Consider the following 25252-nt stretch of genomic DNA (forward strand, 5'->3'; position numbering starts at 1 on the left):
CCCCTTGGGCTGCCTATGCAGCCTGTGCTTGACGTATCACGGTGGCCAGCCGCTTGAGGCCTTCATCCAGCCGTGCTGGATCGATATGGCTGAAATTCAACCGCAGATGCCCGTGATTCTGCTCCGGATCGGAAAAGAACGGCTCACCGGGCATGAATGCGACGTCGCGCTCCAGCGCCGCCCCAAGCAAAGTGCGGGTGTCCAGCGGCTGTTTCAAGCTCAACCAGAAAAACAATCCACCCTGGGGCACCTGCCAATCGGCCAGGTCGGCGAAATGAACCTGCAAAGCTGCCTGGAACGCATCACGGCGCTGACGATAGAAACCGCGCAATGCCTCCAGGTGCAACTGGAACTTGGTGCTGCCGATCCATTGCATGGCCTGCCATTGACCGAAGCGGTTGGTGTGCAGGTCGGCCGACTGTTTCAGACGCAACAAGTGTGGGAACAGGTCCGCACTGGCGATCAGATAACCCACCCGCAGCCCAGGCAGCAGGGTCTTGGACACCGTCCCGCTGTAGATCCAACTGGCCTTTTTCAAGCGGCTGGCAATCGGCGTGGCACTGCCACCGTCGAAGGTCAGTTCACGATAGGGCTCATCCTCGATCAGGGTGACCTCGAACTCATCCAGCAAGGCCGCCACGGCATCGCGCTTGGCTTCGCTGTAGCGCACCGCCGACGGATTCTGGAAGGTCGGGATCAAATACACGAATGCCGGACGATGCTGCTCCAGGCAAGCCCGCATCCGCGCCAGGTCGGGGCCATCGGCCTGTAGCGGCACGGTCAGGCACTGGGCGCCGAACAGCTGGAAGATTTGCAGGGCCGCAAGGTAAGTCGGGGCCTCCAGCATGATCTCGGTGCCCTTGTCGATGTACAGCTTGGCCGCCAGGTCGAGGGCCTGCTGGGAACCACTGACTACCAAAACCTGGCTGGCCGTACAGGGCAGGCCGAGTTGGCGCGCCTGTTCCGCCAGGGCCTCGCGCAATTGCGGCTCGCCCTCGCTCATGCCGTACTGGCCAATCGTGTGGGGCGCATCCTGCCACTGCACATGGGGCAGCATCGCCTCGGCCGGCAACCCACCGGCAAACGACATCACCTCCGGACGCTGGGCCGCGGCAAGAATTTCACGGATCAAGGAGCTTTTGAGGCGCGACACACGTTCGGAGAAAGCCATAAAGATCACCGCTAGCGAAGGTTGGAGGGAATACGTCAAACTGGTTGACCAAAATTACGCCGGCTTTTGCAGATACGTCAATATGATTGACCTTACCCAGCCAACCTCGCAGCAAACCGCCATGGAAGCCTTCTTCTTCGGTTACCAGGCCTTTACCGCCAAAGCCGACGAAATGCTCGAACGCCGTGGCTTGAATCGCGTGCACCAGCGCATCGTGTTCTTCATCGCTCGCTATCCAGGGCTGAGCGTGAAAGAACTGCTGGCCTTGCTGGGGGTCAGCAAGCAGGCCTTGAACACCCCCTTGCGCCAACTGATGGAAATGCACCTGGTCGATAGCGCCGCGCCCGCCTCTGACAAACGCAAACGCCTGCTGGAACTGACCGACGAGGGTGCGCGTTTCGAACAATCCTTGCGCCGCGAGCAAGTCAAGCTGCTGCAACGGGCCTTCAGCTTAGCCGGGGAAGATGCCGTCAATGGCTGGTTGGCGGTGAACCAGGCGCTAGCCGGCAAAACGGCCGACGACTGACCTGCCCAGGGGCGGTCGCTGCCATCTACGCACGCCCCTCCTGATATAGCAGCGTCTTGGGTTTTCTTGCAGACAACTCAAAAAACATTATTTGCATTCTTTGTATACAAAAGCATAATCGCCACGTGTGAGTTCTTGACCCGCAGGTCAATAAACCCCACAAGCCCTGCCTGCCTCAAAGAACCGTTGCCCAACCCCGCGCATCCGGTTCCGAAAAAACAATAAAACTCTTGAGGAGTACTCGCTGTGGAAAGCCGCAAATCCGAAGCCTCGCCGCTCGACCTCTCGCCATCGCCGAACAGCGGCTGGCTGGAGCGCATCTTCAAACTCAGGTTGCATGGCACCACGGTGAAGACCGAGTTGATTGCCGGGGTGACGACGTTCATCACCATGGCCTACATCATCTTCGTCAATCCGAACATCATGGCCGACGCCGGTATCGATCATGGCGCAGCGTTCGTCGCCACCTGTATCTCCGCGGCCCTGGGTTGCCTGCTGATGGGGCTCTATGCCAACTGGCCGGTAGGCCTGGCACCGGGAATGGGACTCAACGCCTTCTTCACCTACACCGTGGTCGGCACCATGGGCTACCACTGGGAAACCGCCCTTGGTGCGGTATTCATCTCCGGCGTGCTGTTCATGATCCTGACCCTGTCGCGGATCCGCGAATGGCTGCTCAACAGCATTCCCGCCAGCCTGCGCTTCGCCATGGGCGCCGGAGTCGGGCTGTTCCTCGGCCTGATCGGCCTCAAGACCTCCGGGATCATCGTCGACAGCCCGGCGACCCTGATCAAGCTCGGTTCCCTACGCGAGCCCGGGCCGCTGCTGGCCGCGGTGTGCTTCCTGATGATCGCCGTGCTCAGCTACCGTCGGGTGTTCGGCGCGATCCTGATCAGCATCATTGCCGTGACCCTGGCCGGCTGGGGCCTGGACCTGGTGCACTACAACGGCATCCTCTCCCCGCCGCCAAGCCTGGCGCCGACCTGGATGGCCATGGATGTCGCCGGAGTGTTCAACGTCAGCATGATCAGCGTGGTCCTGGCGTTCCTGTTCGTGCACATGTTCGATACCGCCGGGACCTTGATGGGCGTGGCCCAGCGCGCCGGACTGGTGAACCCCGATGGCCGGATCGAAAACCTGTCCCGGGCCCTCAAGGCCGACAGCGCCTCCAGCGTATTTGGCGCAGTGGTCGGCGTGCCGCCCGTCACCAGCTATGTGGAAAGTGCCGCGGGCGTAGCCGCCGGTGGCCGTACCGGCCTGACCGCCATCACCGTGGGCGTGCTGTTCGTGGCGGCGATGTTCTTCGCCCCGCTGGCGGGGATGATCCCCGCCTATGCCACCGCCGGCGCGCTGATCTATGTGGCGATGCTGATGATGGGCGGCATGGCCCATATCGATTGGGAAGAAGCCACCGACAGCATTCCGGCGATCGTCACCGCGATCATGATGCCCCTGACCTTTTCCGTCGCCGACGGGATCGCCCTGGGTTTCATCACCTACGTAGTGCTCAAGGCCGGCACCGGCAAGCACAAGGAAATCTCCATCAGCCTGTACGTGCTGTGCGCAATCTTCGTCGCCAAGTTCGTATTCCTGTAGTCCCAGGCCCCGGCCGCCAAGCCCCGTCCCGTTGGATGGGGCTTTTTTCATGGAGCACCAGCCACACGACGGCAAGCCCTGGCTGCAGGCAAAAAAAAGCCCGCAGTGTGGGGCGGGCAAGGACCAAAGAAAGCTATTTGCGCAGGATTCTTGGGGGAAAGTCCTAGCTTCCTCGATAGGTCGAATAGCTGTAGGGCGAAATCAGCAGCGGCACGTGGTAGTGATCCTGCTCGGCGCTGATGCCGAAGCGCAGCACCACCACATCGAGGAATGCCGGCTCCGGCAACTGCACACCGCGGGCGCGGTAGTAATCACCAGCATGGAAGTGCAACTGGTAGACGCCGCTGCGGTAGTCATCGCCCTGCAGCAACGGTGCATCGCAGCGACCGTCGCTGTTGGTGACGGCGGTGGCGACCGGCTCCAGCTGAGCCCCTTCGACCCGATACAGCTCGATCTTGATGGCGCTGCCAGGGCAGCCAAGTGCGGCATCCAAAACGTGTGTAGTCAAACGTCCCATTGATTCTGCGTGCCTGTCGCGCCGTGCGCTTCAGGGCTCGCGCCTCCCGAAGTCAGTGAGTGAAGGGAAGCCACAGCATCGACAGCGAGAAAGACTGTGGCAGGTGCACAATTAAGACATTTTCAATAAAAATTGTACACAATAATAATCACAAATATTCGCCTCGCCGCACAGGCTTTCGATAGCCTGCGGATCTTCTGCAAAACCACAGCAACAGACGACTTGCCATTCATTACCTGACTGCTTGGGCAAGTTTCTTGCAGAGCATTCCAGTACCGATAAAAGCGGAAAAATGCAAAAAAACGGGCTTACAAACTGAATATAAAGTTGTATACAATCAAGCCATCGCAGTGACGCCCACCTGGCTTCCCCCGACTTCAGGTCCCGCCACGCCACCGTTATCACGAACAAGAAGGAAGACTGCAGTGAGCGCTGACTACCCTCGCGACCTGATCGGTTACGGCTCCAACCCTCCTCACCCTCACTGGCCAGGCAATGCCCGGGTCGCCCTGTCCTTCGTACTCAATTACGAAGAAGGCGGCGAGCGCAACATCCTTCATGGCGACAAGGAGTCGGAAGCCTTCCTGTCTGAAATGGTCGCCGCGCAGCCCCTGCAAGGCGAGCGCAACATGAGCATGGAGTCGCTGTACGAGTACGGCAGCCGTGCCGGCGTCTGGCGCATCCTCAAGCTGTTCAAGGCATTCGACATCCCGCTGACCATCTTCGCCGTCGCCATGGCTGCCCAGCGCCATCCCGATGTGATCCGCGCCATGGTCGAGGCTGGCCACGAAATCTGCAGCCACGGCTACCGCTGGATCGACTACCAGTACATGGACGAGGCCCAGGAGCGCGAGCACATGCTCGAAGCGATCCGCATCCTCACCGAGATCACCGGTGAACGCCCCCTGGGCTGGTACACCGGCCGCACCGGCCCGAACACCCGACGCCTGGTGATGGAGGAAGGTGGTTTCCTCTACGACAGCGACACCTACGACGACGACCTGCCCTACTGGGAAGCCAACAACCCCACAGGCAAGCCGCACCTGGTGATCCCCTACACCCTGGATACCAACGACATGCGCTTCACCCAGGTCCAGGGCTTCAACAAGGGCGATGACTTCTTCCACTACCTCAAGGATGCCTTCGACGTGCTGTATGCCGAAGGTGCAGAGGCACCGAAGATGCTCTCCATCGGCCTGCATTGCCGCCTGGTGGGGCGCCCCGCGCGCCTGGCCGCCCTCAAGCGTTTCCTCGAGTACGTCAAGGGCCACGAGCAGGTCTGGTTCAGCCGCCGGGTCGATATCGCCCGCCACTGGCACCAGGTCCATCCTTACCAGGGGGCCGCGAAATGACCGCTTTCCAGACCCTCAAGCCCTCGACCCTGGACCGCGCAGGCTTCGTCGAGGCCTTCGCCGACATCTACGAGCATTCCCCATGGGTGGCCGAAAAGGCCCATGACCTGGGCCTGGATGCCTCCATCGACCAGATCGAGGGCCTGCACCAGCGCATGAGCGACATTCTGCTCAGTGCCGATCACGCCCGCCAACTGGCGCTGATCAACGCTCACCCGGACCTCGCCGGCAAGGCCGCGATCCAGGGCGAGCTGACCGAGGCCAGCACCAACGAACAGGCTGGCGCCGGCATCCATCAGTGCACCGCCGAGGAGTTCCAGCGCTTTACCGAGTTGAACGACGCCTACAAGGCCAAGTTCAAGTTCCCCTTCATCATGGCGGTGAAGGGCAGCAACCGGCACCAGATCCTCGCCGCGTTCGAAACCCGCATCCACAACTCGGTGGACACCGAGTTCAAGTGCGCCCTGGAGCAGATCAACAAGATCGCCCTGTTTCGCTTGCAAGCCCTGTAGTCCTCCAAGGTGCCAGTCCCGATGACTCCCAGGGGCCTTCAGGGACTGGCATGACAAACAGACAAGAACGATGCAGGACCACCTACGCCAGCAACGCACCGACCTGACGGCCGAGCGTGGTCAGCAGTGACTTCATTAGAGAACGAAGAAGAACAGCATGCGCACACTGACGATTGAACCCCTGACCAAAGAAGCCTTTGCCCCTTTCGGTGACGTGATCGAAACCGAGGGCAGCGACCACTTCATGATCAACAATGGTTCGACCATGCGCTTCCACCGCCTGGCGACGGTCCAGACCGCCCAGCCGGAGGACCAGGCCATCATCAGCATCTTCCGTGCCGATGCGCTGGACATGCCGCTGACCATCCGCATGCTGGAACGCCATCCGCAGGGCAGCCAGGCTTTCATCCCGCTGCTCGGCAACCCCTTTCTGATCGTGGTCGCGCCGCTTGGCGATGCACCTGTATCAGGTCTGGTCCGCGCCTTCGTCAGCAATGGCAGGCAGGGCATCAATTACCATCGCGGCGTCTGGCACCACCCGGTGCTGACGATCGAAAAGCGGGATGACTTCCTGGTGGTTGATCGCAGTGGTTCGGGTAACAACTGCGATGAGCATTTCTTCAAAGAGGATGAGCGTTTGATCCTCGCCCCCCACCAATAAGAGAAGGCCCGATCACCCGACAACAAGGGTGATGGGTATGAGGTAGAGACTGTGGAAGCACATCTGTTGGAATGGCTCAATCTGAGCGTGCGCTGGATACACATGATCACCGGTGTGGCCTGGATCGGCGCATCGTTCTATTTCGTCTGGCTGGAGAACAACCTCAATCGCGCCAACCCCAGGGACGGCTTGTCCGGCGACCTCTGGGCGATCCACGGCGGCGGCATCTACCACCTGGAGAAGTACAAGCTGGCACCGCCCTCGATGCCGGAGAACCTGCACTGGTTCAAGTGGGAGGCCTACTTCACCTGGATGTCGGGGATTGCCCTGTTGTGCCTGGTGTTCTACTGGAACCCGACCCTCTACCTGCTCGCCCCTGGCAGCACCCTGAGCGGTGGTGAAGGTATCGCCATCGGCGTCGGCTCGCTGATCGCCGGCTGGTTCATCTACGACTTCCTGTGCGACTCGCCGCTGGGCAAGCACCCCGCCCTGCTGGGCCTGGTGCTGTTCGTACTGGTCATCGCCGCCTGCTTCGGCTTCTGCCAGGTGTTCAGCGGTCGCGGCGCCTACCTGCACACCGGGGCGATCATCGGCACCATCATGGTGGGCAACGTGTTCCGCATCATCATGCCGGCCCAGCGCCAGCTGGTAGCGGCCATCGAGGCCAACCAGACCCCGGACCCGGTCCTGCCGGCAAAGGGCCTGCTGCGTTCGCGGCACAACAACTACTTCACCCTGCCGGTGCTGTTCATCATGATCAGCAACCACTTTCCCAGCACCTACGGCAGCCAGTACAACTGGTTGATCCTGGCCGGCATCGCCGTGGCGGCCGTGTTGGTTCGTCACTACTTCAATACCCGCCATGACAGCCACAAGTTCGCCTGGACCTTGCCAGTCGCAGCACTGGGCATGATCTGCCTGGCCTATGTGACGGGCCCAACGCCGATGAGCAGCGCTCCTGAAGTGGCCAAGGCACCCGCCAAGATCGATTACCAACCCCTGCCGGAAACCGCTCTCGGGGGCGGCGCCAAACCGGCCACCGAGGCACCGGCCCAGGCTCCAGCGACGACCACTACGGCACCGGCCCAAGCCAGTAACGGCCCGAGCTTCGAGAAGGTCCACAGCGTGATCCAGGAGCGTTGCGCGGTCTGCCATTCGGCCAAGCCCACCAGCTCGCTGTTCAGCACCGCACCGGCTGGCGTGATGTTCGACACCCCGGAGCAGATCCGCCTGCAGGCAGCACGTATCCAGGCCCAGGCCGTGGCCAGCCAGATCATGCCCCTGGGCAACATCACCCAGATGACCCAACAGGAGCGTGAGCTGATCGGTGCCTGGATTGCCCAGGGGGCCCAGACCAACTGATCCGCGCCTGGCGCCAGGCTGCTCTGCGGGCAAGCTCGCCTCTACAGAACCTGCACTCTCTGTAGAAGCGAGCTTGCTTGTCATCAGCCGATCATGATTTGCCCGTTGCACACCGCTGTGCACCAAGACACAGCGGCTAAATCACAAGAATAAGAACATCCGAGGTGTTGCATGTCCGATTCATCCGAACAGTGCGTCCCCGATGCGCCCGCCATTCAGCGCTTGCCCTTCTTGCAACTGATCCTGGTCGGTTTGCAGCACGTTCTGCTGATGTATGGCGGTGCAATCGCGGTACCGCTGATCATCGGACAGGCCGCTGGCCTGAGTCGTGAAGAAATCGCCTTCCTGATCAATGCCGACCTGCTGGTGGCCGGCATTGCCACCATCGTCCAATCGTTCGGCATCGGCCCCATGGGTATCCGCATGCCGGTGATGATGGGCGCCAGCTTCGCCGCCGTCGGCAGCATGGTGGCCATGGCCGGCATGCCCGGCATCGGCTTGCAGGGCATCTTCGGCGCCACCATCGCGGCCGGCTTCTTCGGCATGCTGATTGCGCCCTTCATGTCCAAGGTGGTGCGTTTCTTCCCGCCTTTGGTCACCGGCACGGTGATCACCTCGATCGGACTGTCGTTGTTTCCCGTGGCGGTGAACTGGGCTGGCGGGGGCACTTCCGCGCAATTCGGCTCTCCCATCTACCTGATCGTCGCCGGGCTGGTACTGGGCACGATCCTGCTGATCCACCGCTTCATGCGCGGCTTTTGGGTGAACATCTCCGTGCTGATCGGCATGGCCCTGGGCTACGCACTGTGTGGCCTGATCGGCATGGTCGACCTCGGCGGACTGGCCCAGGCCCCCTGGCTGCAAGTGGTGACGCCGCTACACTTCGGCATGCCGCAGTTCCACCTGGCCCCCATCCTGTCCATGTGCCTGGTGGTGGTGATCATTTTCGTCGAGTCCACCGGCATGTTCCTCGCGCTGGGCAAGATCACCGGTCATGAAGTCACGCCGCGCATGCTGCGCCGGGGCCTGTTGTGCGATGCCGGGGCCTCGTTCTTCGCTGGCTTCTTCAATACCTTCACCCACTCCTCCTTCGCCCAGAACATCGGCCTGGTGCAGATGACCGGGGTCCGCTGCCGCTCCGTGACCATGGTCGCCGGTGGCCTGCTGATCGTCCTCAGCCTGCTGCCCAAGGCCGCCTTCCTGGTGGCTTCGATTCCCCCGGCGGTACTGGGCGGTGCGGCCATCGCGATGTTCGGCATGGTCGCCGCCACCGGAATCAAGATTCTCCAGGAGGCTGATATCGCCGATCGCCGCAACCAACTGCTGGTGGCGGTGAGCATCGGCATGGGCCTGATCCCGGTGGTGCGTCCGGAGTTCTTCTCCCACCTGCCCCTGTGGATGAGCCCCATTACCCACAGCGGCATCGCCATGGCGACCCTGAGTGCCCTGCTGCTGAACCTTTTGTTCAACATTCTCGGCGGTGCCGAGCGGGCCTCTGCCCAGCAAGTGCACCAACACTAGCTCGTGAGCCGGACGTCATTGCGACGCCCGGACTTTGACTCACCCATGACCTGATACCTGTCACAGCGGCGATCCCAGCAAGGAACGACCGCTACCTGCAATCGCTGCGCCTTGACAATAAGAACAACCAGGGAGCAACCACCATGCAGACCGACCGGACGGGCCTGTCGGCGTTTCGCCGCCAGCCGTCGACACGTCTCCAGCCCATGGCTGGCGCCAGCCATCTTCCCGGCATCGCCCCTCATCGCCAGCCGGTTCCGCAAATGACCGGCCTGCCCATCCGTCAATGGCTGCAAGTGCGTCACCGTGCTGCACTTGAGCCCTGCCGTGGGAGCCAGTATTCTCCGCGGCCGCGCGAATCCGGTCTAAAAAAAAGCCCGGATGAAAAACCTGACCCAAGAGCCAATTTATCCCGGCCAAGGCAGGTAGCCAGGCACACGAAAACAGTGCAGGGAAAAAACTCTCGCTCGACTGTATCGCTACAGCCGGACGGGAGTTTTTTTGCTTTTTTCGGACCTGGCCCAGCAGACGCTAAAAGCGTCGACGCTGATCGAACGCAGAGTTGTAACGCAAGGAAAAGGCGCCAAACCAGAGCGCTATGCCAAGAAAACATGGAACCACTACTTTTGGAGCAACCGAATGAACCCGATGAGCAAGAACCTGCTGCTCGCCACCGGCCTGCTGGCCGGGAGCCAGGCCATGGCTGGCGATCTGCTGCAGTGGCAGAACAACAGCCTGACCTACCTGTATGGCAAGAACTTCCAGGTCAATCCACAGATTCAACAGACCGTGACGTTCGAACACGCCGACGCCTGGAAATATGGGGATAACTTCTTTTTCCTCGACCGCATCTTCTACAACGGCAAGGAGGACGGCAACGTCGGCCCGGACACCTATTACGGTGAGTTCACCCCGCGCCTGTCGTTCGGCAAGATCTTCGACCAGAAGCTGGAATTCGGCCCGATCAAGGACGTGCTCCTGGCCTTTACCTACGAGTTCGGCGAAGGCGACAACGAGTCCTACCTGGTCGGTCCCGGGTTCGATCTAGCAGTGCCCGGTTTCGACTACTTCCAGCTGAACTTCTACCAGCGCCACACCGAAGGCAGCCGCCCAGGCGATAACGTCTGGCAGATCACCCCAGTGTGGTCCTACACCATTCCCGTGGGCGGTTCGGACATCCTGATCGACGGCTACATGGACTGGGTCGTGGACAATGACCGCAACGCCAAGGGCACCTACCACGCCAACCTGCACTTCAACCCACAGGTCAAGTACGACCTGGGCAAGGCCATGAACTGGGGCGCCAAGCAGCTGTACGTCGGTTTCGAGTACGACTACTGGAAGAACAAGTACGGCATCCAGGATTCCCGTGGCTTCGAAACCAACCAGGACACCGCCAGCCTGCTGATCAAGTACCACTTCTGATCAGAGCTTGCGGACGCTGCCTCCACCCGGTTGGAGGCAGCGCACAATACATCTACAAATTCGATAAAACCTTCGCACATTTCGCAACCATCGATCGATGAAGCAGGCATAACATGCCGCCATTCCCACATTGATCAGGAGTTGCCCATGACCCAGCTGCGCAAGGTACTCAGCATCCATAGCGGCCAGCCCGCCTCTGACGGTGCCGGGGTGAAACTGACCCGGGTCTTCGGTGGCCAGGGTGTCGAACGCTTCGATCCGTTCCTGATGCTCGACGAATTCGGTTCACAGAACCCGGACGACTACATCGCCGGATTTCCACCTCATCCACATCGTGGTTTCGAGACCGTGACCTACATGCTCGAAGGGCGCATGCGCCACGAGGACCACCTGGGTAATGTCGGCCTGTTGCACAGTGGCGGCGTGCAGTGGATGACCGCAGCCAAAGGCATTATCCACAGTGAGATGCCAGAGCAGGAAGAAGGCGTGATGCGCGGCTTCCAGCTGTGGCTGAACCTGCCGGGCCGGCACAAGCTCGACCCCGCCGCCTACCGGGACATCCAGCCCCAGGACATCCCCCGGCTGACCACCACCGGAGGAGTCGAGGTGGTCGTGATTGCCGGACGCTTCGACGATGGCCAACACCAGCAGGCAGGAGCCGTGGAGCGCCCCCATACCGAGCCACAGTACTTCGACCTGCGATTGCCCGCCGGCGCCTCAGTCAGTCCACGCCTGCCAGCAGGGCATCGGGCGTTGCTGTACGTCTACGAAGGCGCGCTCGAGCTTCCCGGCCATCCACAGAGCGTGGCCAGCGGCAAGCTGGTGCGCCTGTCCGATGACGGTGAGTTGCAATTAAGCAGCTTGCACGGTGCCCGAGTGCTTCTGATCGCCGGCAAGCCCTTGGCTGAACCTGTGGTGCAGTACGGACCTTTCGTGATGAATACCCGGGAGGAAATCGAGCAGGCCCTGCGAGACTTTCGCGACGATCGCCTGACGGACTGAAGCCCAGGGCCAGGGCTCAGGCCGGCGCCAGGGTCTTGCGCAAGCCGAGGAATCGCGCCAGTTCCTGGGCCTTGGCCAGTGCGTCGCTGCGCCCCAGCTCGATCAGTTCGCTGCAATAGGCCGCCTCGAACAGCAGGTAGCTCAACACCCCAGCACCACTGGTTCGAGTCGCCCCCGGCCCCCGCAGGAACAAGCGAAGGGCTGCCGGCAACTCCTGCCGGTGGCGCGCGGCGATCTCATCGATCGGCTGGCTTGGGGCAATCACCAGTACCTCGACCGGGGCAATGCCCAGGCCGTGCTCGGTGGCACCGCCTGGCACCAGGCGGGTGAAATGATTGAGGCGCTCCAGCAGTTCGATATCGCTCTCCAGGCTGTCGATGAAGGTACTGTTGAGCATGTGGCCACCAATCTGCGCCAACGTCGGCTCCTGCCCGGTGTAGCTGCGTGGCGTGGCGTTCTCCGGATCGTTGCCCCGCGGGTTGCCACTGACCCCCACCACCAGCACCCGACTGGCTCCCAGGTGCAACGCCGGGCTGATGGGTGCCGACTGGCGTACCGCACCATCGCCGAAGTACTCCTGGTCGAGCTTCACTGGGGCGAACAACAGTGGGATCGCCGAACTCGCCAGCAGGTGGTCCACGGTCAAGCGGGTCGGCAACCCGATCCGCCGATGTCGCAACCAAGGGTCGATCACCCCTCCCCCTTGATAGAAGGTCACGGCCTGGCCGGACTCGTAACCGAAGGCGGTGACCGCCACTGCATGCAACTGCCCCTGGGAAATGGCATCGCCGATCCCCGAAAGGTGCATGTGCTGGTTGAGTAAATCCCGCAGGGGCGAACTGTTGATCAGCGCCACCGGCACCTGGGCGCCCAATCCCAACAGGCTGTGGCCGACGAACCGGCTGGCCTGGCGAATCACCCCCGGCCAGTCGCTGCGCATCACCTGGTCACTGCGAAAGCTGCGCCAGAACTCTGTGAGGCGCTTGATCGCCGCCGAGAAATCAGTGGCGCCACTGGCCAGGCTGACGGCGTTGATGGCCCCGGCGGAGGTGCCAACGATCACTGGAAAGGGGTTGCGTGCCCCCGGCCCAAGCAGTTCGGCAATCGCCGACAAGACCCCGACCTGATAAGCCGCCCGGGCTCCACCGCCGGAAAGAATCAAACCGGTGACAGGTTCTGCCGCACTCATCAACTCATTCCCTCCATGGCGCCCGGGGGCCGTTCTGTCATTGCCTGGGGATCACCCGCGCTTCTTGTAGAGGCGCGGCTCACCCGGCGGCCGGCTCTTGAAGCGTCGATGTGCCCAGAGATATTGCTCGGGACAAGCACGCAACGCACCCTCGACCCACTGGTTGATCCGCAGGCAATCCTCTTCTTCGGTGGCGCCGGGAAAGTCTTCCAGCGGAGCATGAATCACCAGGCGATACCCGCGGCCATCGGCCAGACGCTCCTGGGTGAAAGGCACCACCTGCGCCTTGCCCAGGCGGGCGAACTTGCTGGTAGCCGTGACCGTGGCAGCCTGAATGCCGAACAGGGGCACGAACAGGCTCTGCTTGGCGCCGTAGTCCTGGTCCGGCGCATACCAGATCGCACGGCCGGAACGCAGTAGCTTGAGCATGCCGCGCACGTCCTCGCGCTCCACGGCCAGGGAATCGAGATTGTGCCGCTCGCGGCCGCGGCGCTGAATGAAATCGAATACCGGATTCTTGTGCTGGCGATACATGCCGTCGATGGTGTGCTGCTGGCCCAGCAGCGCAGCACCGATTTCCAGGGTGGTGAAATGCAGGGCCATCAGGATCACCCCCTGCCCCTCTCGCTGGGCCTGCTTGAGGTACTCCAGCCCCTCGACGTGGGCCAAGCGTGCCAGGCGCGGCTTGGACCACCACCAGCTCATGGCCATTTCGAAGAATGCGATCCCGGTCGAGGCGAAGTTCTCCTTGAGCAAGCGCTTGCGCTCTGCCACGGACTTTTCCGGGAAGCACAATTCCAGATTGCGCCAGGCAATACGCCGACGCTCGCCCGCTACCCGATACATCAGCGCCCCCAGGGCACGACCGATTTGCAGCAGGACGGGATAGGGCAGTTGGACGACCAGCCATAACAAGCCAAGCCCCAGCCACAGCGGCCAGAAACGTGGAGACAAGAATGCAGCTTGAAAACGCGGGCGATCCATTAAAGATTCCGGACAGACAACAGGGTCGCGCATTCTACAACGGTTCGACCTGGCTTGCGGGCCGAGGGCGTTCTCGTTATAAGTCTCGGCACTTTTAGTGACAAGCCGCCTTCTGCAGACCATGAGCCAAACCGAATCGCTAGACCAAGACCCCGTCTTCCAGTTGAAAGGCAGCATGCTCGCCATCACCGTACTGGAACTGGCCCGCAACGACCTTGAGGGCCTGGATCGGCAACTGGCCGCGAAGGTCGCCCAGGCACCGAACTTCTTCAGCAACGCCCCCCTGGTCCTGGCCCTGGACAAACTGCCCGCCACCGAAGGCTCGGTGGACCTGCCCGCACTGATGCGCGTGTGCCGCCAACATGGCCTGCGTACCCTGGCCATTCGCGCCAGCCGAATAGAGGACATTGCCGCGGCGATTGCCGTCGACCTGCCGGTTCTGCCACCGTCCGGAGCCAGGGAACGACCGCTGGACCCACCTGAAAGCGAAGTCCGCAAGGTTCCGGAAAAGCCCCCCGAGCCTACCGTCAAGCCAACCCGCATCATCACTTCGCCAGTACGCGGTGGGCAGCAGATCTATGCCCAGGGCGGCGACCTGGTGGTGGTGTCCTCGGTCAGCCCCGGCGCGGAACTTCTCGCCGACGGCAATATCCATGTATACGGCCCAATGCGTGGCCGGGCGCTGGCTGGCGTCAAGGGTGACACCAAGGCGCGGATTTTTTGTCAGCAGTTGAGCGCCGAACTGATCTCCATCGCCGGCCAGTACAAGGTCTCCGAAGACCTGCGACGCGACCCTTTGTGGGGCTCGGGAGTCCAGGTCAGCCTGTCGGGAGACGTGTTGAACATCACTCGTCTTTAACGGATACTGCCGCATTTTCCAAACATCTCTAAAACGTAGCGAAAACGGCTCAAACGAAGTGGGAAATTGGCGACCCGCAGCGTCTACCGACGGTAGATCCTGCCACTGGCCGAGCTCCAGCCACGGCTGTCCGACTGCAGTAGTTTTCAAGAGATGTTTTTCAGGGACCCAAAGTCCTTTTTCCTTAGGGGTGAAACACCTTGGCCAAGATTCTCGTTGTTACATCCGGCAAGGGTGGTGTGGGTAAAACCACCACCAGCGCCGCTATCGGTACCGGCCTCGCTCTGCGTGGCCACAAGACTGTCATCGTCGACTTCGACGTCGGCCTGCGTAACCTCGACCTGATCATGGGCTGCGAGCGTCGCGTGGTGTATGACTTCGTCAACGTGGTGAATGGCGAGGCCAACCTGCAGCAGGCGCTGATCAAAGACAAGCGCCTGGAAAACCTCTATGTACTGGCCGCCAGCCAGACCCGCGACAAAGACGCGCTGACCCAGGAAGGCGTGGAAAAAGTCCTGATGGAGCTCAAGGAGACCTTCGATTTCGTGGTCTGCGACTCTCCGGCCGGCATCGAGAAAGGCGCTCACCTGGCGATGTACTTCGCCGACGAAGCGATTGTCGTGACCAACCCCGAAGTGTCTTCGGTTCGCGACTCCGACCGCATGCTGGGCCTGCTGGCCAGCAAGTCCCGTCGGGCCGAGAAAGGCGAAGATCCGATCCAGGAACACCTGCTGATCACCCGCTATCACCCGGAGCGAGTCGAAAAAGGCGAGATGCTTGGCGTCGAAGACGTCAAGGAAATCCTCGCCGTTCGCCTGCTGGGCGTGATCCCGGAGTCCCAGGCAGTGCTCAAGGCTTCCAACCAGGGTATCCCTGTCATCCTCGACGACCAGAGCGATGCCGGCCAGGCCTACAGCGACACCGTCGATCGCTTGCTGGGCAAGGAAAAAGAACACCGGTTCCTGAATGTCGAGAAGAAGGGATTCTTCGAGCGCCTGTTTGGAGGTAGATAATGAATCTTTTTGACTTCTTTCGTGCCAGCAAAAAGGTCACTACCGCGTCGGTAGCGAAAGAGCGTCTACAGATCATCGTGGCGCACGAACGCGGCCAGCGCAGCACCCCGGATTACTTGCCTGCCCTGCAGAAGGAACTGGTGGAAGTGATCCGCAAGTACGTCAATATCGGGTCCGACGACGTGCATGTCGCCCTGGAAAACCAGGGCAGTTGCTCGATCCTGGAACTCAATATCACCCTGCCTGATCGCTGATCGACCAGGCTGGAGCCACGGCGGCTCGCGGGCCTCATGCATACATGGGGCTGGCGTGCCGCCGTTGGCGTTTGTTACGAGACTGTTTTAATGCCGCTGTCCAACATCCACATCCTGCATCAGGATGCCGCCCTCCTGGTGGTCAACAAACCGACCCTGCTGCTTTCGGTTCCCGGTCGCGCCGACGACAACAAGGATTGCCTGATCACCCGCTTGCAGGAGAACGGTTATCCCGAGGCCCGCATCGTCCATCGACTGGACTGGGAAACTTCAGGGATCATCCTGCTGGCTCGCGATCCGGATACCCATCGCGAGCTGTCCCGGCAGTTCCATGACCGCGAGACCGAAAAGGCCTATACCGCCCTGTGCTGGGGTCAGCCGGAACTGGACAGCGGCAGCATCGACCTGCCCCTGCGCTATGACCCACCGACCAAACCGCGACACGTGGTGGACCACGAACAGGGCAAGCACGCCCTGACCTTCTGGCGCGTACTGGAGCGCTGTGGCGACTGGTGCCGGGTCGAGCTGACGCCCATCACCGGCCGCTCCCACCAATTGCGCGTGCATATGCTGTCGATCGGCCACCCACTGCTGGGCGATGGCCTCTACGCGCATCCACAAGCCCTGGCCGCCTGGCCGCGCCTGTGCCTGCACGCCAGCATGCTCGCTTTCACCCATCCGCAGACCGGCGAACGCTTGCGCTTCGAATGCGCCGCGCCGTTCTGAAGCCTTTGTAGCAGGAGACCCCAGCGGCTCCTGCTGACGCCTCCAAGAGCCCACGCCGCCACTTTTCCGATCAATACGTTAAACTCGCGCCACTGCTGTCTGGAGCTACTTATGCGCGAAGAGTTGAACCAAGGCCTGATCGACTTCCTCAAGGCCTCCCCTACCCCTTTCCATGCCACTGCCAGCCTTGTTCAACGCCTGGAAGCAGCGGGCTACCAGCGTCTCGATGAGCGCGAACCGTGGACCACCGAAGCCAACGGCCGCTACTACGTCACGCGCAACGATTCCTCCATCGTCGCCGTCAAGCTGGGTCGGCACTCCCCTCTGCACGGTGGCATTCGCATGGTCGGCGCCCATACCGACAGCCCGTGCCTGCGGGTCAAGCCTCAACCCGAGCTGCAACGCCAGGGTTTCTGGCAACTGGGCGTGGAAGTCTATGGCGGGGCGCTGCTGGCCCCCTGGTTCGATCGCGACCTGTCCCTGGCAGGCCGGGTGACCTTCCGCCGCGACGGCAAGGTGGAAAGCCAGTTGATCGACTTCAAGGCGCCGATCGCGATCATTCCCAACCTGGCCATCCACCTCAACCGTGAAGCCAACCAGGGCTGGGCGATCAATCCACAGAACGAGCTGCCCCCGATCCTGGCCCAGTTCGCCGGTGACGAGCGCGTGGACTTTCGTGCCGTGTTGACCGACCAACTGGCCCGCGAACACGGCCTGAACGCCGACGTGGTGCTGGATTACGAATTGAGTTTCTACGACACCCAGAGCGCTGCGGTGATCGGCCTGCACGGCGACTTCATCGCCGGCGCGCGCCTGGACAACCTGCTGTCCTGCTACGCCGGGCTGCAAGCCCTGCTCAATGCCGACAGCGACGAAACCTGCGTGCTGGTGTGCAACGACCATGAAGAGGTCGGCTCCTGCTCGGCCTGTGGCGCCGATGGCCCGATGCTCGAGCAGACCCTGCGCCGCCTGCTGCCCGAAGGTGACGAGTTCGTGCGTACCATTCAGAAATCGCTGCTGATTTCTGCCGACAACGCCCACGGCGTACACCCCAACTACGCCGACAAGCACGACGCCAATCACGGCCCCAAGCTCAATGCCGGCCCAGTGATCAAGGTCAACAGCAACCAACGCTACGCCACCAACAGCGAGACTGCCGGTTTCTTCCGTCACCTGTGCATGGCCGAAGAGGTGCCGGTGCAGAGCTTCGTGGTCCGTAGCGACATGGGCTGCGGCTCCACCATCGGCCCGATCACCGCCAGCCACCTGGGGGTACGGACCGTGGACATCGGCCTGCCGACCTTCGCCATGCACTCGATCCGCGAGCTGTGCGGCAGTCATGACCTGGTCCACCTGGTCAAGGTGCTGAGCGCCTTCTACGCCAGCCAAGAGCTGCCGTAGGCCGCCAACCGAGCCCGCACGGGGACGTCACCTGTGCCGGCTCGGCCCCAGGAACCGGTGGCAGAGCGGCCGGTTGCTGATGCACATCACCACGGATCGCGACAAAACGACCTAGACTTATAAGAATTCCTTCTGAGGAGGCCACGGCCATGATCTCGATGTCTTCATTCCATTCCATGCTCGTGCCGATCCTCGCTGGCATGATCCTGCTGGCCATCGGCTTCAATTTCCGCGACAAGAACCTCGGCGTGTTCAGCATGTGGACTGGCATGCTGCTGATCCTTGGCACCGTGGTCTACAAGATCCTGGCCAAGCTCGCGGAATAAATGCGGCACTCGCCCTCGCATTGAATTTGGCGGCCTCGTACACTCGGTCGATCCTGCATTCCTCCGAGGTTGACCGCCCAGTGTTCGCTCGTCTTTTTGCCCTGCCCTGCTATGTGCTCGTCTGCCTGCTGACCTTCCTGCCCCTGAACAGCGCCCAGGCCGTGGGGTTGCCTGGGTTGCTGGGCAACCAGGGCAAGGCACAGCCACAAGCCGAGGAGCCCTTGGGGCAATCCCTGGACGAGGTGATCAAGTCCCTTGAGAACGACCAGCAACGAGCCAAGCTGCTGGCAGACCTGAAGCGCTTGCGAGACACCACGAAAAAAGCCCAGCCCACCCCGGAGGAGGGTGTGCTCGGGCTGATCGGCGGTACCCTGTCGACCCTGGAGAAACAGTTCTCCGGGGCCGACAGCCCCCTGACTCGCTGGACCGACGAGTTCGAACAGGCCCAGCAGGAACTGGCCTCGCTGATGCTGCCGGCCAGCCAATGGTTGCCGATCATCTTCGCCTTCGCCCTGATCCTCATGGTCTGGAGCCTGCTCGCCGCGGCGCTGATCTGGCTCAGTCACCGGGTACGCCTGCGCTTCGGCCTCACCGAGGACCTGCCCCAGCACCCCAAGACCTGGGACCTTTTGCGCTTCGCCTTGCGCAAGCTCGGCCCCTGGATGATCGCGTTGCTGATCACCGTGTACATGACCTATTCCCTGCCCTCGTCCCTGGGCAAGGACCTGGCCATGGTCCTGGCTTATGCCCTGGTGGTCGGCACCTGTTTCTCGGCCATCTGTGTGGTGGCGTTCTCGGTGCTCGACGGCCCCCACCGCCATCGCGCCCTGTACATCCTGCGGCGCCAGGCGTTTCGCCCGCTATGGTGGATCGGCAGCTTCGCCGCCTTCGGCGAGGCCCTGGGCGACCCGCGCATGGTGGCCAGCCTCGGCCAGCACCTGGCCCATACTGCCGCGACCTTCGCCAATGTCATGGCCGCCCTGTCCACCGGGGTATTCATCCTGCGCTTCCGGCGGCCGATCGCCCATCTGATCCGCAACCAGCCCCTGGCCCGACGCCTGACCCGGCGCGCCTTGAGCGATACCATCGAGATCATCGGTACGTTCTGGTACCTCCCTGCCCTGGTACTGGTGGGCATCTCGCTGTTCGCCACCTTCGTCTCCGCCGGCGACACCAACACCGCCCTGCGCCAGTCGCTGCTGTGTACCGTGCTGCTGGTGCTGTGCATGGTGATCAATGGCCTGGTACGTCGCCATGCCCAACGCCCCCATCGCGGCCACAAGCGCCATGCGCTGTATTCCGAGCGCCTGAAGGGCTTCTGCTACACCCTGGCCCACCTGGCCGTTTGGCTGGCCTTCATCGAGCTGGGCCTGCGGGTCTGGGGCATGTCGCTGATCCGCTTCACTGAAGGCGACGGCCATGAGGTCAGCGTCAAGCTGTTCAGCCTTGGCGGCACCCTGATTTTCGCCTGGCTGATCTGGATCCTCAGCGACACCGCGGTGCACCACGCCCTGACGCGTTCGCGCAAGGGCCTGGCCAATGCCCGCGCCCAGACCATGATGCCGCTGATCCGCAACGTGCTGTTCGTGGCGATCTTCATCATCGCCACCATCGTCGCCCTGGCCAACATGGGCATGAACGTCACGCCACTGCTGGCCGGTGCCGGTGTAATCGGCCTGGCCATCGGCTTCGGCGCCCAGTCGCTGGTGGCGGACCTGATTACCGGCCTGTTCATCATCATCGAGGACTCCCTGGCCATCGACGACTACGTGGATGTCGGCGGCCACCTGGGCACCGTCGAAGGCTTGACCATCCGCACCGTGCGCCTGCGGGACATCGACGGTATCGTCCACACCATCCCGTTCAGCGAGATCAAGAGCATCAAGAACTACTCCCGGGAGTTCGGCTACGCCATCTTCCGCGTGGCGATCCCGTACAACATGGAGATCGACAATGCGATCAAGCTGATGCGCGATGTCGGCCAGAAGATGCGCACCGACCCGCTGCAGCGCCGCAATATCTGGTCGCCCCTGGAGATCCAGGGGGTGGAGAGCTTCGAATCCGGCAGCGCCATCCTCCGCGCCCGCTTCAAGACCGCACCGATCAAGCAGTGGGAAGTGTCTCGGGCCTTCAACCTGTCGCTCAAGCGCCACCTCGACGAGGCCGGACTGGACCTGGCGACCCCGCGCATGAGCATCCAGGTGGTCACCGCCGGTGGCGGCTCCCAGGCCGAGGCGTAAGGCGAGCGGCACGCCTGGGCACGGATACGGCTGCGCGCTCCATGTCAGGGCGGTCCATGACAGGACGGCACGGCCAAGGGGCCTGGCAGCCCCGTACTACAACAACAATCAAGGAGAGAGTCCCCATGCAGCTATCCGCCATCGCCAGCGCTTGCCTGGCCAGTGTCCTGGCCTTGTCCGGCCACTACGCCCATGCCGCCGACGACAGCGCCATGGACCAGGCCCGCAGGCACATCGCCGAGCAGGCCAAGGCCCTGGAGCCGGCACTGCTGGCAACCCGTCGCGATATCCATGCCCACCCTGAACTGGGCAACACCGAACACCGCACTGCCGAGTTGGTAGCCACGCAGTTGCGCGCCCTGGGCCTGGAAGTGCGCACGGGCGTCGCCCGCACCGGCGTGGTGGCGGTGCTCAAGGGCGGCCTGCCCGGCCCCACCGTGGCCTTGCGCGCCGACATGGACGCACTGCCGGTCAAGGAGATCGCGGACCTGCCATTCGCCTCCAAGGCCAAGGGGCGCTACCTGGACAAGGAAGTGGACGTCATGCACGCCTGCGGCCACGACGCCCACACGGCAATCTTGCTGAGCACGGCGAAAGTCCTCAGCGACATGCGCGAGCGCCTGCCAGGCACCGTGGTGTTCTATTTCCAGCCCGCCGAAGAAGGCCCGAGCGATTTCATTCCCGACGGCAAGAACGTCTGGGGCGCGAAGATGATGGTGCAGGAAGGCGTGATGCAATCGCCCAAGCCGGACGCGGTGTTCGGCCTGCATGTCTGGGCCGGGATTCCCGCCGGGCGCATCGCCTATCGCCCGGGCCCGACCCTGGCCAGCTCCGACGACCTGCGCATCCGCATCCTCGGCAAGCAGACCCACGCCGGCCGCCCCTGGGACGGCATCGACCCGATCACCGTCGGCGCCCAGGCCATTGTCGGGCTGCAGAGCGTGGTCAGTCGCCGAACCGATATTTCGTCGTACCCGTCGGTGGTCAGCATCGGCACCATCAACGGCGGCACGCGCTACAACATCATTCCCGAATCCGTGGACATGACCGGCACCATCCGCTCCTACGACTATGGCATTCGCCAGAAACTGCACGGCGACGTACGCCAGACCGTGGAGAAGATCGCCGAAAGCGGCGGCGCCAAGGCCGAGGTGAGCATCATCGAGAAGTACGACCCGACCATCAACGACCCGGCCCTGACCCAGAAGATGCTGCCGAGCCTGCGCTGGGCAGCCAAGGAGGATGTGGTGCAAGGCCCGCTGGTGAGTGGCGCCGAAGACTTTTCCTTCTATGCCAAGCAGGCGCCGGGGCTGTTCGTGTTCCTCGGCGTGACGCCCCGGGACCAGGACATGGCCAAGGCCGCGCCGAACCACAACCCGGGATTCTTTGTCGATGAGTCGGCACTGGTGGTGGGCGTGCGGACCCTGGCGTCCTTGACCACCGACTATCTGTTCGCCGGGGCCAAGCCCTAAGCTCCCGAACCAGCCCGCTGGCGCGAGTGCAGCGGGCTCAGGCCACATCCACGCCGACGTGGATCGCATCGTGGCGCCAGAACTCCAGGTCGCAATCGATCAGCCGCTGGTGCTGGTCGTAGTTGACCCGGGCGATGCGCAGTCCCGGGCTGCCCACCGAGACCTTGAGCGCCGCGGCCGCTTCCAACTGCAGGGAAGTGGGCACGATCTCGAAACGCACCCGCCCGTAATGCAGGTCGTAGTGCCGGGCATACAGCTCGGTGATCGACTGGTTCAGGTCCAGGTCGAGGATCTTCGGGAAGTACTGCGGATTCAGGTAATGCTCCACATACAGCACCAGACGCTCGTCGATCCGTCGCGCCCGGCAGATCTGGATCACGCTGGACAAGGCCGGAAGTTGCAGCCAGGCGCAGACCGCTGCCGACGCCGGTTGCAAGCGCGCAGAAATCACCTCGGTGGACGGCACCCGGCCCTGGGCGCTGACCATGGCGTGGAAGTGGCTGCGCTGCATCAGGTTGTAGGCCAGGCGCGGCGGCGAAACGAACCAGCCCCGGCGCTCCTCTCGGTAGATCTGCCCCTGGGCCTCCAGTTGCAGCAAAGCCTCACGCACGGTGATCCGGGTAGTGGCGAACAATTCGCTGAGCTTGCGCTCGGCCGGCAGCTTGCTCCCCGGCGCCAGCAAGCCATGGGCAATCTGTTCTTGCAGCACCTGGCCGATGGCTGTCACCGCCTTGGTTGCCTCTATACGCATCAACGTTACCTATCTGGACTAGACCAGCACTGTTCCAGTGCCTGGCAGCGACCCGGGCGGCCTCCTGCTCCTGAGTGCAAAGCCTAGGCAACGCAGATGACTGATATGTGACAAAGCTGCCGAACGGCCTGGTGCCGGGGCTGCAATTTCCCCGCCAGGGCCTTTGAAAACGGGAGTTTTGCCATGGTCTACGCTTAGTTCGCAGTGTCGAGCCTGCGCCTGGTTCCAGGCGTTCGCAGCAGGCATCGACATAAAAGTGTCATCCAACAGGCTTAGATTGGCTCAGGTATTGCTGACCTAGACCAACCCACCGCAAGACTGTCGATCACAACGCAGCGTGGAACACGCCCAAAGGAGCTTCGGATGAAACAGCTTTTCCTGGCATCACTGTTAGGTTCGACCATCGCCATGTGCACCGCCGCCATGGCCGCTGACAACGATTTGAAAACCCTGGAAGCCGCTGCAAAGGCGGAAGGCGCCGTCAACAGCGTCGGCATGCCCGATGACTGGGCCAACTGGAAAGGCACCTGGGAAGACCTGGCCAAGACCTACGGCCTCAAGCACATCGACACCGACATGAGCTCAGCCCAGGAAATCGCCAAGTTCGCCGCCGAGAAAGACAATGCCAGCGCCGATATCGGCGACGTTGGCGCCGCGTTCGGCCCGATCGCCGTCAAGCAGGGCGTGGTCCAGCCCTACAAGCCAAGCACCTGGGCGCAGGTCCCGGACTGGGCCAAGGACAAGGACGGCAACTGGGCCCTGGCCTACACCGGCACCATCGCCTTCATCATCAACAAGAAGCTGCTGCACGGTTCCGAAGCACCCAAGAGCTGGGCCGACCTGGAAAAGGGCAAGTACAAGGTGTCCATCGGTGACGTGAGCACCGCCGCCCAGGCTGCCAACGGCGTCCTGGCCGCCGCCATCGCCAAGGGGGGCGACGAGAAGAACATCCAGCCGGCGCTGCTGATGTTCGCCGAGATCGCCAAGCAGGGGCGCCTGTCCCTGGCCAACCCGACCATCGCTACCATGGAGAAGGGTGAAGTGGAAGTCGGCGTGGTCTGGGACTTCAACGGCCTGAGCTACCGCAACAAGATGGTCAACAAGGACGACTACGAAGTGCTGATCCCGTCCGACGGCTCGGTGATCTCCGGCTACACCACCATCATCAACAAGTACGCCAAGCACCCGAATGCGGCCAAGCTGACCCGCGAGTACATCTTCAGCGACGCCGGGCAGGTCAACCTGGCTCGGGGCAATGCCCGCCCGATCCGCGCCGAACACGTCAACCTGCCGGCGGACGTCAAGGCCAACCTGCTGCCCAACGAGCAGTACAAGCACGTGACGCCGATCAAGGATGCCGAAGCCTGGGAGAAGACCTCCAAGGCCCTGCCGCAGAAGTGGCAGGAAGAAGTGATCATCAACATGCAGTAATGCTGCATCCGTAGGGGCGAGGCTTGCCCGCGATCCAGACGCTGCGGTCTATCTTGAAATCGCAGCGACACCATCGCGGGCAAGCTGCGCTCCTACGAGATTGTTCGGTCTTGCGGAGCCCTTGCCCCATGTCACACAACGTCATCCTTGTCGTGCTCGACGGCCTCAATCACCAGGTCGCCCGTCACGCCATGGGACATCTTCAAGCCTACGTCGGCGCAGGACGCGCAGCGCTGTACCAACTGGAATGCGAGCTTCCGGCACTGTCCCGCCCGCTGTACGAATGCATCCTCACCGGCGTGCCGCCGATCGACAGCGGCATCGTGCACAACCAGGTCTCGCGCCTGTCCACCCAGCGCAGCCTGTTCCATTACGCTCGCGCTGCCGGCCTGGGCACCGCCGCTGCCGCCTACCACTGGATCAGCGAGCTGTACAACCGTACGCCATTCAATGCGGCCCGGGACCGGCACACCGCCGACCCTGAGTTGCCGATCCAGTACGGCCACTTCTACTGGAACGACCACTACCCCGACTCCCACCTGTTCGCCGATGCCGAGGACCTGCGCCTGCGCCACGCTCCCAATCTGTTGCTGGTGCACCCGATGAACATCGACGACGCCGGCCACAAGCACGGCCTGGACAGCCCCCAGTACCGCAACAGTGCGCGTTCGGCCGACATCATCCTGGCCGACTACCTGCAAGGCTGGCTCGACGCCGGCTACCAGGTGCTGGTGACCGCCGACCACGGCATGAACGCCGATCGTTCGCACAATGGCCTGCTGCCGGAGGAACGGGAGGTGCCGCTGTTCGTCATCGGCGAGGCCTTCAGCCTCGATCCCGGGGCCACACCGAAGCAGACCGAACTGTGCGGCACCCTTTGCCAACTGCTCGGCGTACCCCACGACAAACCCTTCTGCCGGGAGCTGTTGAAGTGAATTCAGTGACCCGTGGCAAATGGCTG

24 protein-coding genes are annotated in these 25252 nt (G+C 62.5%); 19 read left to right on the forward strand and 5 right to left on the reverse strand.

Annotated features, from left to right (window positions below; translation table 11 throughout):
- Nucleotides 1–13: 13 nt before the first annotated feature.
- Nucleotides 14–1171, reverse strand: coding sequence for an aminotransferase-like domain-containing protein (locus C4K39_RS31075; protein WP_068587599.1), 1158 nt, complete (start codon nt 1169–1171; stop codon nt 14–16).
- A gap of 82 nt (nt 1172–1253) precedes the next feature.
- On the opposite strand from C4K39_RS31075, the gene C4K39_RS31080 reads away from it, so the two are divergent.
- Together C4K39_RS31080 and C4K39_RS31085 are read left to right on the forward strand one after the other, a co-directional pair.
- The gene (locus tag C4K39_RS31080) at nt 1254–1697 is read left to right on the forward strand and encodes a MarR family transcriptional regulator (RefSeq protein ID WP_124348274.1); all 444 of its coding nucleotides are present in this window, start codon (nt 1254–1256) and stop codon (nt 1695–1697) included.
- Nucleotides 1698–1943: 246 nt separating this feature from the next.
- Nucleotides 1944–3293 (forward strand): NCS2 family permease, encoded by a 1350-nt coding sequence (locus C4K39_RS31085; protein ID WP_068595874.1) that lies wholly within the window; start codon nt 1944–1946, stop codon nt 3291–3293.
- A 163-nt stretch (nt 3294–3456) separates the two neighbouring features.
- Here the strand turns inward: C4K39_RS31085 and uraH are convergent, their stop codons facing one another.
- On the reverse strand, nt 3457–3810 hold the full coding sequence (gene uraH / locus C4K39_RS31090; protein WP_124348275.1) for a hydroxyisourate hydrolase: 354 nt from the start codon (nt 3808–3810) through the stop codon (nt 3457–3459).
- A 425-nt stretch (nt 3811–4235) separates the two neighbouring features.
- Here uraH and puuE point away from each other — a divergent pair, with 425 nt between their 5' ends.
- From puuE to C4K39_RS31130, 7 genes are all read left to right on the forward strand, one after another.
- Nucleotides 4236–5162, forward strand: coding sequence for an allantoinase PuuE (puuE, locus tag C4K39_RS31100; protein ID WP_068587589.1), 927 nt, complete (start codon nt 4236–4238; stop codon nt 5160–5162).
- Complete coding sequence (gene uraD / locus C4K39_RS31105; RefSeq protein ID WP_068587587.1) at nt 5159–5674, forward strand: 2-oxo-4-hydroxy-4-carboxy-5-ureidoimidazoline decarboxylase; 516 nt, start codon at nt 5159–5161, stop codon at nt 5672–5674. Before puuE ends, uraD begins: the two co-directional genes overlap by 4 nt.
- Nucleotides 5675–5831: 157 nt before the next feature.
- Nucleotides 5832–6335, forward strand: coding sequence for an ureidoglycolate lyase (locus C4K39_RS31110; protein WP_068587585.1), 504 nt, complete (start codon nt 5832–5834; stop codon nt 6333–6335).
- A gap of 51 nt (nt 6336–6386) precedes the next feature.
- Nucleotides 6387–7697 (forward strand): urate hydroxylase PuuD, encoded by a 1311-nt coding sequence (locus tag C4K39_RS31115; protein WP_124348276.1) that lies wholly within the window; start codon nt 6387–6389, stop codon nt 7695–7697.
- A gap of 171 nt (nt 7698–7868) precedes the next feature.
- A complete protein-coding gene (locus tag C4K39_RS31120; RefSeq protein ID WP_124348277.1) occupies nt 7869–9218 on the forward strand; it encodes a nucleobase:cation symporter-2 family protein in 1350 nt (449 codons plus the stop codon).
- 639 nt (nt 9219–9857) lie between these two features.
- Nucleotides 9858–10643, forward strand: a complete 786-nt coding sequence (locus tag C4K39_RS31125; protein WP_068587386.1) for an outer membrane protein OmpK — start codon at nt 9858–9860, stop codon at nt 10641–10643.
- A gap of 147 nt (nt 10644–10790) precedes the next feature.
- A complete protein-coding gene (locus tag C4K39_RS31130) occupies nt 10791–11645 on the forward strand; it encodes a pirin family protein (protein ID WP_068587387.1) in 855 nt (284 codons plus the stop codon).
- A 16-nt stretch (nt 11646–11661) separates the two neighbouring features.
- Here the strand turns inward: C4K39_RS31130 and C4K39_RS31135 are convergent, their stop codons facing one another.
- Nucleotides 11662–12834: a patatin-like phospholipase family protein gene (locus tag C4K39_RS31135; RefSeq protein ID WP_068587390.1), complete on the reverse strand. Its 1173-nt coding sequence runs from the start codon at nt 12832–12834 to the stop codon at nt 11662–11664.
- Between the two features lie 51 nt (nt 12835–12885).
- Nucleotides 12886–13818 (reverse strand): lipid A biosynthesis lauroyl acyltransferase, encoded by a 933-nt coding sequence (locus C4K39_RS31140; protein WP_068587392.1) that lies wholly within the window; start codon nt 13816–13818, stop codon nt 12886–12888.
- Between the two features lie 121 nt (nt 13819–13939).
- Here C4K39_RS31140 and minC point away from each other — a divergent pair, with 121 nt between their 5' ends.
- From minC to C4K39_RS31175, 8 genes are all read left to right on the forward strand, one after another.
- Nucleotides 13940–14677: a septum site-determining protein MinC gene (gene minC, locus C4K39_RS31145; RefSeq protein WP_068587393.1), complete on the forward strand. Its 738-nt coding sequence runs from the start codon at nt 13940–13942 to the stop codon at nt 14675–14677.
- Between the two features lie 200 nt (nt 14678–14877).
- Complete coding sequence (minD, locus tag C4K39_RS31150; RefSeq protein ID WP_058433395.1) at nt 14878–15690, forward strand: septum site-determining protein MinD; 813 nt, start codon at nt 14878–14880, stop codon at nt 15688–15690.
- The gene (minE, locus tag C4K39_RS31155; RefSeq protein ID WP_068587395.1) at nt 15690–15944 is read left to right on the forward strand and encodes a cell division topological specificity factor MinE; all 255 of its coding nucleotides are present in this window, start codon (nt 15690–15692) and stop codon (nt 15942–15944) included. The genes minD and minE overlap by 1 nt, the downstream gene beginning before the upstream one ends.
- A gap of 90 nt (nt 15945–16034) precedes the next feature.
- Nucleotides 16035–16670, forward strand: a complete 636-nt coding sequence (locus C4K39_RS31160) for an RluA family pseudouridine synthase (protein ID WP_124348278.1) — start codon at nt 16035–16037, stop codon at nt 16668–16670.
- 111 nt (nt 16671–16781) lie between these two features.
- Nucleotides 16782–18071 (forward strand): M18 family aminopeptidase, encoded by a 1290-nt coding sequence (locus tag C4K39_RS31165; protein WP_068587399.1) that lies wholly within the window; start codon nt 16782–16784, stop codon nt 18069–18071.
- A 149-nt stretch (nt 18072–18220) separates the two neighbouring features.
- Nucleotides 18221–18397, forward strand: coding sequence for a hypothetical protein (locus tag C4K39_RS31645; RefSeq protein ID WP_164487340.1), 177 nt, complete (start codon nt 18221–18223; stop codon nt 18395–18397).
- An 80-nt stretch (nt 18398–18477) separates the two neighbouring features.
- Nucleotides 18478–20637: a mechanosensitive ion channel family protein gene (locus tag C4K39_RS31170; RefSeq protein WP_124348279.1), complete on the forward strand. Its 2160-nt coding sequence runs from the start codon at nt 18478–18480 to the stop codon at nt 20635–20637.
- A 125-nt stretch (nt 20638–20762) separates the two neighbouring features.
- Nucleotides 20763–22109 (forward strand): amidohydrolase, encoded by a 1347-nt coding sequence (locus tag C4K39_RS31175; RefSeq protein ID WP_124348280.1) that lies wholly within the window; start codon nt 20763–20765, stop codon nt 22107–22109.
- A gap of 37 nt (nt 22110–22146) precedes the next feature.
- On the opposite strand, the gene C4K39_RS31180 is transcribed toward C4K39_RS31175, so the two are convergent.
- A complete protein-coding gene (locus tag C4K39_RS31180) occupies nt 22147–22860 on the reverse strand; it encodes a UTRA domain-containing protein (protein WP_124348281.1) in 714 nt (237 codons plus the stop codon).
- A 363-nt stretch (nt 22861–23223) separates the two neighbouring features.
- Here C4K39_RS31180 and C4K39_RS31185 point away from each other — a divergent pair, with 363 nt between their 5' ends.
- Entirely contained in the window at nt 23224–24291 is a 1068-nt protein-coding gene (locus C4K39_RS31185; protein WP_124348282.1) for an ABC transporter substrate-binding protein, read from the forward strand.
- Between the two features lie 128 nt (nt 24292–24419).
- Complete coding sequence (locus C4K39_RS31190) at nt 24420–25226, forward strand: alkaline phosphatase family protein (protein ID WP_124348283.1); 807 nt, start codon at nt 24420–24422, stop codon at nt 25224–25226.
- The last annotated feature ends 26 nt before the right edge of the window (nt 25227–25252 follow it).

This window comes from Pseudomonas sessilinigenes (genome assembly GCF_003850565.1).
Classification (GTDB): domain Bacteria; phylum Pseudomonadota; class Gammaproteobacteria; order Pseudomonadales; family Pseudomonadaceae; genus Aquipseudomonas; species Aquipseudomonas sessilinigenes.